Here is a 12,686-nt window from a genome sequence, read left to right as displayed (position 1 = left end):
CATGAGCACGATCGAAAAGTACTGGGACGACGCCAACGAAGGCGATACGTGCGTCAGCCCCACCTATACCGTTACCCGGGAACGCATTCTCGCGTATGCCGATCTCACCGGCGACCACACACCCGTGCACGTCGACGAGGACTACGCCAACGCCAGTCATTTCGGTTCGATCGTCGCGCATGGCCTGTTTGGCTTGTCGATTGCGGACGGCCTGAAAACGCAGAGCGATTATCGCTTCCTGCCTGGCATGTCGCTCGGCTGGACATGGGATTTTCTGCTGCCGATCAAGGTGAACGACGTGCTGCACGTAAAGTTCAGCGTTGGCGCCATGCGCGCCAGCAAGAGTCGTCCGGGCTGGGGCATCGTCGTGTTGCCGTCGGAGTTGATCAATCAGCACGGCGAGGTCGTCCAGCGTGGCGAACATCGTCTGATGGTGCCGCGCCGTCCGGGAGCGAACTGATGCAAGCCCGTCCTCTCGAAGGTATCCGCGTAGTCGACTACAGCCACTTTCTCGCCGGCCCCTATGTTGGACGTTGTCTCGCTGCGCTCGGAGCCGAAGTCATCAAGGTCGAGCGTCCCGGCAGCGGCGACGCCGGGCGGCAGCACGCCACCGTGCTCGACGACCAGCAAAGCGCGTACTTCCTGCAACTGAACATGGGCAAGCGCGGCGTCAGCGTCGACATGAAAGATCCGCGCGGCAAGGAGTTCATGCGCCGCCTGTGCGATTCGGCCGACGTGTTTATCGAAAACTACCGGCCCGGCGCGCTCGACAAGCTGGGCCTCGGCTACGCGGCGCTGTCGGAGCGTAATCCCGGTCTGGTGTATTGCTCGATCTCGGCATACGGGCACACGGGCCCCGACGCACATCGCGCGGGTTTCGGCCTGATCGCCGAGGCGAAGAGCGGCATCATGCAGATGATCGGCAATCCCGGTGAGCCGCCGCCGCTGATGCGCATTTCGCTCGGCGACATGTACACGGGCATTCACGCAGTCGCGGCGATCAATGCCGCGTTGCTTGGACGCGTGAAAAGCGGACGGGGTCAGCATATCGACATGGCGTTGTACGACACGCTCGTATCGATGCATGAGTACGCCGTGCAGTGCTACACGATGCAAGGCGTGTTGCCCGAACAGACCGGCCACGATATGCCTACCTCGACGCTGTATGGCGTGTTCCGTGCCGCCGACGGCGATCTCGTCATCGCTGCACAGGTCGATGATTCGTGGAAGCGCTTTGCCGCGTTGCTGGAGCAGCACGGCGGTCCTGTGGGCTTCGGCGCGGATGCAAGATTTCACACCCTGAACGGCCGCAACGCCAACCGTGAAGCCATTCTGTCTGTCGTGAAGCCGTGGGTGGCGGCAAGACCGGTCGCCGAGGTGCTCGCGCTGCTCGATAGCGTCGATGTCCCTTGCGCCAAGGTTCAGCGCATCGACGAGGTCGTGGCTGATCCGCAAATCATCGCGCGCGGCATGGTGATCGAGCAGGACCATCCACGTTTCGGCAAGCTGCGCCTGCCCAATCTTCCGTTTCGTTTCTCCGGTTGCGATACGTCGATTCGAGAGGTTGGACCGGATCTCGGTCAGCACAACGCAGAAGTGGCGCAGTCGTTAGGCTTCAGTGCCGCCGAGATCGATGCGATGCAGACGGCGGGCGTGCTGTATTCGAAGGAGAGACTGTGATGGCAGATCAATACGCGGTGATCGGCAATCCGATCGGACACACCAAATCTCCTTTGATTCACGGCCTCTTTGCAGAGGCGAGCGGTCAGGACATGTCGTATGTCGCTATCGAGGGGCCGACGCAGCCACCAGAAGGTTTTGCTGAAGCGGTGCGAGCGTTCATCGATGCGGGCGGCAAGGGCATGAACGTCACTGCGCCCTTCAAGCTGCAGGCGTTTTCGATGGCCGATGAATGCAGCGAGCGGGCAAGGCTCGCAGGCGCCGTGAACGCGATGAAGTTCGAACACGGCCGGATCATTGCAGAGAACTTCGACGGCGTCGGTCTGGTGCGCGATATCGAAGTGAACCTCGCTCAGCCGATGGCCGGCAAGCGTGTGCTCATGCTCGGGTCCGGTGGCGCCGTGCGCGGGGCGTTGCTGCCGTTCATCGCGGCAGGCCCGCGTGAACTGGTGCTTGCGAACCGGGATGTATCGAAAGTCAAAGCGCTGGTGAACGAGGTCGCTGCGGACGTTTCTCTGGTGGCATGCGGTTACGCTGAACTGGAGAAGATGGGGCAATTCGACCTCGTCGTGAACGCCACCTCGGCGAGTCTGACAGGCGACCTGCCGCCCGTTCCATCGACTGTGTTCAGCACCACGGGTGCCGCGTACGAGCTTGCGTACGGAAAGCGGCTCACGCCGTTTCTGCGGCTTGCGCGCGTTGCGGGCGTGCCGGTCATCGCCGACGGTGTCGGCATGCTGGTCGAGCAGGCGGCCGAGGCGTTTGCGTGGTGGCGAGGCGTGCGGCCGCAGACGCGTGCTGTCATCGACCGTCTGACGGTTCCGCTCGATTGAAGTCTACGCACACATATCGACTACGCATTTGATGTTATCGGAGAGTTCAATTGAGCAAGACACGTATTGCAGTGGCGGGTGCCGGATACATTGGAAGAGAGCATATCCGCGTGGTTCAGGCCAGTTCGAGTTGTGAGCTGGCCGCGGTAGTGGATCCGTCGGAAGTGGCTGCCGGGATCGCAGCGGAGGCTCGGGTGCCGCATTTCCGTTCGCTCGATGAGCTATTCGCGAGCGAACGCCCGGATGGCGTCGTGCTTGCCACGCCTAACCAGTTGCACGTCGAGCATGCGATCCAATGCATGCAGTCGGGCGTGCCTGTTTTGCTCGAAAAGCCGGTTGCGCCGACAGTCGAGGAAGCAGAAAGACTCGTCGCCATGGCCGACGAACTCGACGCGAAGATACTGATTGGCCATCACCGCGCTCACAGTCCGATCATGGCTCGCGCAAAAGCGCTGATCGACGAAGGCCGCATCGGCGCAATTGTTGGCGTCATGGGCAGCGCGATGTTCTTCAAACCCGATCATTACTATGTAGAAGCGCCTTGGCGTAAAGAACCCGGAGCCGGACCGATCCTGCTCAATATGATTCATGAAGTACACAACCTTCGCATGCTGTGTGGCGACGTCATAGCGGTGCAAGCCTTTTCGTCGAATGCGACGCGAGGCTTTCGCGTCGAGGACACGGTGGCGATCAGCCTGCGATTTAAAAGCGGCGCACTTGGCACTTTCCTTCTGTCCGATACGGCGGCCAGTGCAAGAAGCTGGGAGCAGACATCGGGAGAGAACAAGGCGTATCCCTCTTATGCGGACGAAGACTGCTACACGATTGCTGGCACATTCGGATCGCTTGCCATTCCGACCATGCGGATAAAGACCTATGCGAAAGCAGAAGACCGTTCGTGGTGGAAGCCTTTCGATGTGAGCGTCGCCGATGTGACGCGTGACGATCCGCTCATGCATCAGATGGAGCACTTCGGTCAGGTAGTGCGAGGCGAGGCGAAACCCATCGTCACGGCACGCGACGGGTTACAGAATCTGCGCGTGACCGAGGCAATCGTGCTCGCTGCACGAACCGGTTCAGCAGTCGAGATCGAATCGGATATGCGGGTACTTTGAGTTCTCAACCAGGCGGAATGCATCATGAAACAGTTTCTTATGCTTCACGGTATCAATCACAACATGTTTGGCAAGCGCGACCCGGTGCAATACGGAACCGTCACGCTGGACGATATCGATGGTGCGCTACAGGCGCTGGCCAGGGAACTTGGTGTGTCGGTGCAAAGCTACCAGACGAATAGCGAAGGCGATATGTGCCTGCGGATTCATCAGGGCTTTCTGGACAAGGTAGATGGCGTGATGATCAACGCAGGCGCGTGGACGCACTACAGCTACGGCATTCGCGACGCGCTTGCGATACTCACTGTCCCCGTCATCGAGATTCACATGTCGAATATCCACGCGCGCGAAGCATTTCGCCATCAATCGGTATTCGCCGAAATCGTGAAGGGGCAGATTTGCGGCCTGGGGATCGACAGCTATCTGCTTGGGCTGCGTGCGGCGGTGTCGGCTGCCAGCTGACTGATCTCTCAAGTATCTGCGTCATGCCGCACGCGAACGCGTATGCAGCATCACGGTGCCGATGCCACTCGCCGCGATCACGAGCATGCCGATTGCCATCCATGAGTCCGGCACCTGTCCGAAGAAGATCCAGCTGAACAGGGTGGCAAAAGCAAGTTGCGTGTAGCTGAATGGCGTGAGCACCGCGAGCGGGGCGCGGCGTAGCGCCTGCAACATCAGTGAATGACCCGTCGTGGCGAGCGTGGCCATCACGAGAACCAGTAGCCAGCTTCCGGCGTGAACAGTCTTGATCTGCGGGATGAGCGTGGCTTGCGCGGCCCATAACAATGCCGTTAGCGTCAACGTCGCGACAAGCGCAGTCAGAAAATTGGTGGTCATTGGATCGCCTTTCGACAGCTTGCTCGATACGACCTGGAAGCACGCGAAGGTGGTCGCCGCACTGATCGGATAGAACACGGCCCACGAAAATTCGCCGCTACCGGGCCGCACAACCAGAAGCATGCCGGTGAAACCCAATACGACCATGGCCCATTTGCCGCGAGTCACGTTCTCATTGAGTAGCGTGGCGGCCAGCAGGGTCGTGATCAGCGGCGCAAGCATCGCCAGTGAGGTGGTGACGGGCAGCGGCAGATAGCGCAGGCCAGCGAATGTCGATGCCGAGTTGAGCAGCAGCAGGATTGCGCGCAGCAATTGCAACCGGAATGGGCGCGCGCCGCTGAAATCGCGAATGCCTCGCTTCGCGAGCCATATCGCCAGCACGACGGTCTGGAACACATAGCGAACCCACAACAGCGCCAGTAGCGGTACGGCGGAGCCGATCAGCTTGACCATGGAGTCGCTGCCCGCGAACGCAGCGGTTGTTGCCACCATGATAAGAATGCCTGCTTCTACACTTGCTTCCGGAAAACTGAAAAAACGGCGATATTGCAGGCGTTTCACGCACTGTCCTTATTTCAGGCCTGTGGAATGGTGAGTCGCGCGCCGCGCGACGCAATTGCAGTCGAGGATACGACGGAAGGGTCACACACGCAATGCAATGACTACAATGATGCTATTGCGAGAGACAATAAACCTATGGATTCCGACGATCTTCCCGACCTGAAGCTGCTTCAGCTATTCGATCTGCTATACGACGTGCGGAGCGTGACGCGTGTTGCCGAGCAGCTGGGTCAAAGCCAGCCGACAGTGAGCATCTGGCTGGGACGTTTGCGCGAGCATTTGCGGGATCCCCTGTTTATCCGCACGCCAGGCGGCATGACGCCGACGCCGCAGGCCGACGCGTTGATAGGCCCATGCCGGGAGATTCTTGAATCGTTGCGCCGTTTCACTGCATGGGAGATTGCCTTCGATCCCGGCACGGCGAAGCGGCGTTTCCGTATCTGCATGACCGACGCGAGCCATGTCACGCTGCTGCCTCGCATCCTTGCGCACGTGCGTGCTCACGCGCCGGGGATCCGCCTGGAAGCAGCCAGAATTGACGGCAATACCGAACGTTCACTGGAATCGGGCGAAGCCGATCTCGCGATCGGCTATGTGCCGTGGCTGGGTGGCGGGATGTATCAGCAGCACCTGTATACGCAGGATTGGGTGTGCCTGACGAATGCGAGTCATCCCCGCATACGTGCGAGGCTGAGCCTGAAGCAATATCGTGCCGAAGGACATGTCGTGATAGCCGCCGGCACGGGCGCACAACTGCTGGATCAGGCGCTGATGCGCGAGAGCATCGAGCGCGATGTGGTGCTTGAGTTGCCCGGCTTTCTAGGCCTGGGTTCGATCATCAAGACGACCGATCTGATTGCTACGTTGCCTCGAAACATCGGTGAAACACTCGCGCAGATGAACAGCATCGCCGTCCATTCCTGCCCGTTTTCTGTCGATGGTTTTGCCGTTCGTCAGCACTGGCATGCGAAGTACCATCATGAAGCGGGCAATCGCTGGCTGCGTGGCGTCGTGGCAGAACTGTTTCGCGATTCGCGGTGATATTGGTCAGGATCCGCTCGTCGCAAATGCGGCCATTCTGGCGAGAATTTCATTCTGCAGTCTGATCGCGGCAATAGGCAATTCACGGCCACGACGCGTAGAAAGTTGTGCGTGCACCTCTTTCATCAACTTGTGTTCGACGGGAATGGCTTTTAGCACGCCGCGCGCGAGATCGTCGTGAACAGCGAAGGCGGGGAGAAGCGTCGCGCCCATTCCAGACCGGGCGAAGCTCGTGAGACCAATCAGATGATCGGTTTCGAGTGCAATCTTGAAGCGCCGATGTTGCGTCGCTTCGATCTGCTGGACGATCTTTCGCGTGCCGAAGCCTGCGCTCGCGAGTGCAAACGGATGCTCGAATAACGATTCGATGGTCAACGACTCCATGTCGGCCAACGGATGGTCATTCGACACAATGACCCGCACCGGTTGCTTGCTCGATTGCACCTCGCGTAGTCGCGCCTGATGCACATCCAGTCCTGGTCCGTAAAGCAAGCCAAGATGGACGGCATCGTCCTCCAGCCATCCAAGCACATCGTTGACGCCGCCTAATTGCAGTTCGATAACGACGTCAGGGTAGCGATGATTGAAATGACGCAACACGTTGAACATCAGATCATCGGTGAAGCCCTGGATCGCACCGACGATCACGGTGCCGCCAGATAACCCTGCCAGCGCGTCCAGCCGTGAGACGACCGCCTCCTCGCGATCGAGGTGGTCGCGATAGTATTCGATCAACAGCCGTCCGGCTTCCGTCGGTTTCGCACCTCGACGATTGGTTTCGAGCACGGGCGTGTGCGTGACTTTCTCGAGCGCCGCGATTTGCCTGCTGACGACGGACGGCGCAACATCCAGAAAGTCTGCTGCTAAACGCACGCCGCCGAGCCTGACCGTCTCGAAGAGATACCGCAATCGGCCGATCGTCAGTTCACTCATATGCGCTCCCGTCTTGCACGGTTGTCCATTTCCGTTTGTTGCCTTCAAGGCAACGAAATCGGTGATTTGCTGTCATTGTCGTCATAAAAATGAGCTAGCACAATGCGCAATCAACCCATTGGTGCGGAGTCCATCGTGTCATTCGTTGCGTCGAGAATCGAAAGCTGGCCATATTCGTCGTACCATCGCCGCCTCCTTTTCATCGGCGGATTGGGTTACACGTTCGATGCAATGGACGCGGCCGTGATGGCCTTCATGCTGCCCGTGTTGCGCGTGCAATGGTCGTTGACCAGCGTGCAAACGGGCGTGCTTGGCAGCGCAACCTATATCGGGTTTTTCTTCGGGGCGCTGTTCGCAGGCGCGCTGGGTGATCTCTATGGCCGGCGGCGCGTGATGATGTATGCACTCGCGATCTACGCGCTGGCATCGTTGTATTGCGCGACCACCACGAGCTGGCCGTCGTTTCTGATTGCGCGAGTAGTGGCAGGCGCGGGCACCGGTGCAGAAAGCGCAATTATCGCGCCGTACCTGACGGAATTTGTCGCCAAACGCTATCGCGGCACGTTCGTGGGCGCATTGACCGGCTTCTTTTCATTTGGCTTCGTTGCGGCGGCAGCGCTTGGTTATCTCGTCATTCCGACATTCGCGGACGGCTGGCGGATCGTGATGGTGATTACCGCGCTGCCAATCGGGATGCTGCTTTGGTGGCGCCGCGCGCTCGACGAATCGCCGCGATGGCTGGAAAGTCGTGGCCGGCATGTCGAGGCGAGAGCGATTGTCGAGAGAATCGAAACACAGTTCGCTGTCGGTACGCGGCGTGAACCCATGGAGGTCGAACCTGATTCTGCCGACATCGTCGGCAAGCCATCGCTGGCTTCCAACTTCCTGGCGCTCTGGTCCGGCAAGCAGGCGCGCGTCACTGCCATGACGTGGGCGATGTGGCTGTCCATCACCTTCAGCTATTACCTGTTCTTCACGTGGATTCCCGGCTTGCTCGTCCAGCATGGAATGAGTATCACGAAGAGCTTTGGCTATTCGTTTGCCATCTATCTGGCGCAGATTCCCGGTTATTTCTCGGCTGCATGGCTGAATGAGAAGATTGGGCGAAAGGCGACTATCGTCCTGTATATGGCAACGGGTGTGGTTGCCGCGCTGGCGATGGCGATAGCACACGATAACGCGTCGATCATGATCGCAGGTGCCTGCCTTTCCTTCGCGATGAATGGCGCCTATGCGGGCGTCTATGCGTACACGTCGGAGATCTTTCCGACGGCCATTCGAACCACGGGTTCCGGCACTGCATCGGCGATTGGACGCATCGGGGCGATCGCGTCGCCCATCGTCGTCGGCTATATCTTTCCCGTAGTCGGATTTGCTGGTGTGTTCGCGGTGACGACTGCCGTGCTGGTCGCTGGAGCAATCGCGGTCTTGCTTTTTGGACCCAAAACCAAGGGTGTTTCGCTGGAAGCGATCGCTACGGCGGAGTTGAACTGATGCGCGCGGATCTGCTGACCGAATTGCTTGCTGTCGAACACCAATGTCGTAATGCGCTTCACGCTGTAGATGTCTATCGTGCTATCGACCGCGCTTTGCAGCGGATTGCAGGCCATAAGCTACTGACCATCCTGACGTACGACGACGCCGTCACGGAGGCGGAGCGCCTCTATAGCAGCGACGAAACCTATCCTGTCGGTGCGAGAAATCTGATTGCATCGTCAACATGGGCAGATTCGGTCGTGCGCGACGGCGTGGCCTACGTTGCTCACCGCGTGGAAGATCTGCGGCGCGTGTTCGACCAGCATGAAAGCCTCGCGGCACTCGGCTTGGGGAGTGTCGTGAACCTGCCGGTTCGCTGGCGTGGAAGAACGGTTGGCACGCTCAACATGCTGGCGGAAGAAGGCCGATACGTGGACCTCGATATCGACGCCGTCAGGCTGGTCGCGCAGTTCGTGTTGCCGGAGTTGATACAGAAACCGGTTGCTGTACGCTGAACCAATCCTCGCGCTGAATCAATAGAATCACGCGCGATAGAACAAGATAAAGGTTCTGCCTTAATTGTTATCTAACTCTGGATAACTAAGCTATTTATAAATAAAAGAAAGCTTTATCGATGTTCGACTCGCAGTGCGCTGTTGAACATTCCATCACAGTGAAAACACACATCATGTCACGAATTCATCGTGACTGGATTAATCCATCAGAACGGTGAGGTATGCGATGAGCGTGACGAAAACGGCTATCGAAGTCGGCGAAGAGATGGTTGAAGGTTTCGCGAGAAAGGGCCTTAAACAGTTGAAGCCTGCGACGCAGAGAGATCGTGGCGCAGGCCCTTTTCAGCGGCTGGTGTTGCGCGGTGCGACCGTCATCGACGGCACGGGCGCGCCACCGTTCGGTCCGGCCGACATCGTGATCGAAAATGGCAAGATCAGCGAAATCGCGGTGGTCGGTGTGCCTCGCAAGCCGCTGAAGCAGGAAGGGCGGCCAGCGCCCGGCGACCGGGAAATCGATTGCTACGGCAAGTACGTGACGCCGGGTTTTATCGACAGTCACGCGCATATCGGCACGCCCTTTCATGCCGAGAACGGAGAGATGCTGCCCGCCGATTACATCTACAAACTTTGGCTCGCACACGGTGTGACGTCGGTGCGCGAAGCAGGATGTATGAACGGTCTTGCATGGACACGCGAACAGAAAGCCGCTGCAGAGGCCAACCGCATTTCCGCGCCGCATCTTTACCCTTATGTGTATTTTCCCGCCGTCAACGATTATCTGAAGACCATCTATAGCCCGGAAGAAGGCCGCGAATGGCTGAGAGCCGCGCGCGACAAAGGTGCAGAAGGCGTGAAATTCTTCGGCGCACCGCCGGCCATCATGCAGGCGGCACTCGATGAATGCAGCAAGCTGGGTCTGCGTGCATGCTGCCATCACGCGCAGTTAACGGTTGGCAGCATGAACGCCTTGAGGACAGCACGCTGGGGATTGACGAGTACCGAGCACTCATACGGCATTCCTGAAGCGCTGTTCGATGGACGTTCGTTGCAAACCATCGCCGACGACTACGATTACAACGACGAGTACTTGCGCTTCTCCACGGCAGGGCAGACCTTTCTCCAGGCAGCCCAACCCGGCTCACAGAAATGGAATGACGTGCTGGACGCGTTTCTCGAAGTGGGACATACATTCGTGCCGACCTTGAACGTCTATGACGGCAATCGCGACGTCATGCGCGCACGCCGCGCGGAATGGCACGACGCCTACACGGATCAGACCACCTGGAAGTACTTCCAGCCGCAACGTGGCGGACATGGCGCGTACTTTTACCGCTGGTCAGTAAAGAACGAAGTGGAATGGCGCGAGAGCTACCGAATCCTGATGCACTTTCTGAACGACTACAAGAATCGCGGCGGGCGCGTCTGTCCGGGAAGCGATTCGGGTTTCATGTATCAGATCTACGGCTTCGGTTACGTGCGCGAACTGGAGCTGTTTCAGGAGGCGGGCTTCCTGCCGTCCGAAGTCTTGCGTGCAGGGACTTCGCACGCCGCGGATCTGCTCGGCATCGGCAAAGAGGCGGGTGTGCTCGAAGTGGGCCGGCGCGCCGACGTGCTGGTGCATCGCGAGAATCCGCTTGCCGATTTCAAACTGCTCTACGGCACGGGCGCATTGCGCCTGAACGACGAACTCGGAGCCGTCGAACAGAAGCGCGCGCTCGAGTTCACCATCAAATCGGGCGTCGTGTTCGATGTCGATGAACTGCTCGGTGATGTGCGCGACATGGTCGCGACCACATGGCCGAAAGGCGAGACGCCCTTCCACAAGAACGCGGAGCAGGCAAAATGAATCAGCAGACAACTCAGTTCGTGGTGCTGGCCGGCATGCTCGGAAGCGGGAAGACTACGCTGCTCGAGGCATTGCTTGTCGATGACGAAGCGGCAGCAACCACCGCAGTCATCGTCAACGAAGTCGGCGCGATCAATATCGACGGTGCCGTGCTGTCGGAATCGGCACGTGGCGCGCCGATGGCCACGCTCAGCAACGGCTGTGTGTGCTGCTCGCTGACCAATGATCTCGTCACCACGATCGAAGATCTCGTGGAAACGCGTGCGAACACGGCACAACCTGCGTTCGAACGTATCGTTCTTGAGTGCAGCGGCTTGTCCCGTCCCGGAGAAGTGATCCGTTCGTTGAATCCGCTCTCGGCGATGGGATTGCGCATTCATGTCGTCGTTACCTACGATTGCAGCCGCTCGCCGCTGGATTCGGATGATTTCGACAACGTGGCCGCACAACTCGGCGCAGCACACACGATCGTGCTCACCAAGACAGATCTGGTTACTGCGCAACAGAGGCAACTTGGGCGCGAGAAGCTTGAAAGACTCAATCCGTTAGCGCGTATCGTCGATGATTCTGCAATCGCTATTCGGGCGCGGGAAGCATTCCGCTATACGCCGGACGCGAAATCATTCGACTGGTCAGTGCCGGAATCGCAAGGCAGCGCGCCGCGTGCTTTGCTCCATCCACGCGTGCGCGTCTTTTGCGCGCGCTTTCGCGCGGCGCCCGAATGGGAACAGACACTCGACTGGATCGAAGACATTTCCGGCGCGATCGGTGAGCGGCTGTTGAGGATGAAAGCCATTGTCGCCGGTCCTGCAGAAGGGGAACGCGTGCTCTTGCAAAGCGTCGGCACGACGTTCGCGCAACCGCGCCGGCTGAGCGCTTCGAACACTTCGACTAACCAGGACATGGCCGCGATCTTCATTGCGCGAGATTGCGGCATGGCGGATTTCGAAGCCTTCGCCATGAACGGCTCGATACGCTGGACGTCCCTGCAAAGCTGATGCAGGTTTTCTACATCAACGTATAACGAGCCCACGTCATGTCGATGCTGCACGAATTTTCGAAGTCGGTGCTACTGATCGTCACCACGCTCTTTCCGATCATCAACCCGCCGGCTGTTGCACTGATCATCTTGAGCATGGTGCGAGGCGCCAGTGACCGCGAACTTGCAGAGCTTGCCCGGCGCATCGCGATCAACGGTTTCGTCATTCTGCTCGCGTCGCTGTCGGTTGGCGCGTATGTGCTGTCGTTCTTCGGCATTTCAGAGAACGTGTTGCGTGTGGCGGGCGGCGTGGTCATCGCAATGGCTGGCTGGGGCCTGCTGCAGGCGCCTGCCGAGGACAACACGGCGCCTCCCATGCCTGAGGCCAGCCGCGCGGCGTCGCTGCGAACCAAGGCGTTTTATCCGCTGACATTGCCGATTACGGTTGGACCGGGATCGATTGCCGTCGCGATTGCGCTTGGGACGGGTTCGCCGCATGCGGGCTTGCAGCCAGTGCATCTTGCCGGTGTCGGCGTTGCGCTGGTGCTGCTTTGCCTGAGCATTTTCCTGTGCGTGCGGTATGCGGGTCGGCTAGAACGGCTGTTGGGAACGACGGGTACGCAGATCGCGATGCGCCTCTTCGCATTCGTGCTTTTCTGCATTGGCGTTCAGTTGCTGTGGATCGGCGCGTCCGGATTGATCGGCAGCCTGCAATTGCATTGATACGCAGCGATGTTTCCCGTCGCCATCGGCTTGGGTCTCCGAACGATCGCCCCAAAATGTTAGTTTTCTGGAAATAATTCCAATATACTGGAAACTACCGCCGATCGAACGGGTTGAAATGGCTTTCCGCCAACCGGGAACACA

General features: G+C 59.0%; 13 protein-coding genes. 11 read left to right on the top strand and 2 right to left on the bottom strand.

Features of this window, described 5'->3' with window-relative positions; translation table 11 throughout:
• Position 1 precedes the first annotated feature (1 nt).
• From DK391_RS06285 to aroQ, 5 genes are read left to right on the top strand one after another with little or no spacing between them, the layout of a single operon-like run.
• Entirely contained in the window at positions 2-460 is a 459-nt protein-coding gene (locus DK391_RS06285) for a MaoC family dehydratase (protein WP_109477122.1), read from the top strand.
• Entirely contained in the window at positions 460-1,680 is a 1,221-nt protein-coding gene (locus DK391_RS06280; RefSeq protein ID WP_109477121.1) for a CoA transferase, read from the top strand. The genes DK391_RS06285 and DK391_RS06280 overlap by 1 nt, the downstream gene beginning before the upstream one ends.
• Positions 1,680-2,513 carry a shikimate dehydrogenase gene (gene aroE, locus DK391_RS06275; RefSeq protein ID WP_109477120.1) on the top strand — a complete coding sequence of 278 codons (834 nt, stop codon included), beginning with the start codon at positions 1,680-1,682 and terminating at the stop codon, positions 2,511-2,513. The genes DK391_RS06280 and aroE overlap by 1 nt, the downstream gene beginning before the upstream one ends.
• Positions 2,514-2,563: 50 nt before the next feature.
• Entirely contained in the window at positions 2,564-3,628 is a 1,065-nt protein-coding gene (locus tag DK391_RS06270) for a Gfo/Idh/MocA family oxidoreductase (RefSeq protein WP_109477119.1), read from the top strand.
• Positions 3,629-3,652: 24 nt separating this feature from the next.
• Positions 3,653-4,090, top strand: coding sequence for a type II 3-dehydroquinate dehydratase (aroQ, locus tag DK391_RS06265; RefSeq protein WP_109477118.1), 438 nt, complete (start codon positions 3,653-3,655; stop codon positions 4,088-4,090).
• A gap of 21 nt (positions 4,091-4,111) precedes the next feature.
• Here the strand turns inward: aroQ and DK391_RS06260 are convergent, their stop codons facing one another.
• Complete coding sequence (locus DK391_RS06260; RefSeq protein WP_109477117.1) at positions 4,112-4,960, bottom strand: DMT family transporter; 849 nt, start codon at positions 4,958-4,960, stop codon at positions 4,112-4,114.
• A 204-nt stretch (positions 4,961-5,164) separates the two neighbouring features.
• Here DK391_RS06260 and DK391_RS06255 point away from each other — a divergent pair, with 204 nt between their 5' ends.
• The gene (locus DK391_RS06255) at positions 5,165-6,070 is read left to right on the top strand and encodes a LysR family transcriptional regulator (protein ID WP_109477116.1); all 906 of its coding nucleotides are present in this window, start codon (positions 5,165-5,167) and stop codon (positions 6,068-6,070) included.
• Positions 6,071-6,076: 6 nt separating this feature from the next.
• Here DK391_RS06255 and DK391_RS06250 read toward each other — a convergent pair whose 3' ends face one another.
• Complete coding sequence (locus tag DK391_RS06250) at positions 6,077-7,003, bottom strand: LysR family transcriptional regulator (RefSeq protein WP_109477115.1); 927 nt, start codon at positions 7,001-7,003, stop codon at positions 6,077-6,079.
• A gap of 135 nt (positions 7,004-7,138) precedes the next feature.
• Here DK391_RS06250 and DK391_RS06245 point away from each other — a divergent pair, with 135 nt between their 5' ends.
• From DK391_RS06245 to DK391_RS06225, 5 genes are all read left to right on the top strand, one after another.
• Complete coding sequence (locus DK391_RS06245) at positions 7,139-8,497, top strand: MFS transporter (protein ID WP_109477182.1); 1,359 nt, start codon at positions 7,139-7,141, stop codon at positions 8,495-8,497.
• A complete protein-coding gene (locus tag DK391_RS06240) occupies positions 8,497-8,994 on the top strand; it encodes a GAF domain-containing protein (RefSeq protein ID WP_109477114.1) in 498 nt (165 codons plus the stop codon). The genes DK391_RS06245 and DK391_RS06240 overlap by 1 nt, the downstream gene beginning before the upstream one ends.
• 226 nt (positions 8,995-9,220) lie before the next feature.
• The gene (locus DK391_RS06235; RefSeq protein ID WP_109477113.1) at positions 9,221-10,840 is read left to right on the top strand and encodes an amidohydrolase family protein; all 1,620 of its coding nucleotides are present in this window, start codon (positions 9,221-9,223) and stop codon (positions 10,838-10,840) included.
• Positions 10,837-11,838 carry a GTP-binding protein gene (locus DK391_RS06230; RefSeq protein ID WP_162600702.1) on the top strand — a complete coding sequence of 334 codons (1,002 nt, stop codon included), beginning with the start codon at positions 10,837-10,839 and terminating at the stop codon, positions 11,836-11,838. The genes DK391_RS06235 and DK391_RS06230 overlap by 4 nt, the downstream gene beginning before the upstream one ends.
• Before the next feature lie 38 nt (positions 11,839-11,876).
• A complete protein-coding gene (locus DK391_RS06225) occupies positions 11,877-12,542 on the top strand; it encodes a MarC family protein (RefSeq protein WP_239482720.1) in 666 nt (221 codons plus the stop codon).
• Positions 12,543-12,686: the final 144 nt, after the last annotated feature.

The organism is Paraburkholderia sp. C35, from assembly GCF_003121405.1.
Taxonomy (GTDB): Bacteria; Pseudomonadota; Gammaproteobacteria; order Burkholderiales; family Burkholderiaceae; genus Paraburkholderia.
Note: the sequence above shows the minus strand (reverse complement) of the source record. Positions and strands in the feature narration are given on the sequence as shown.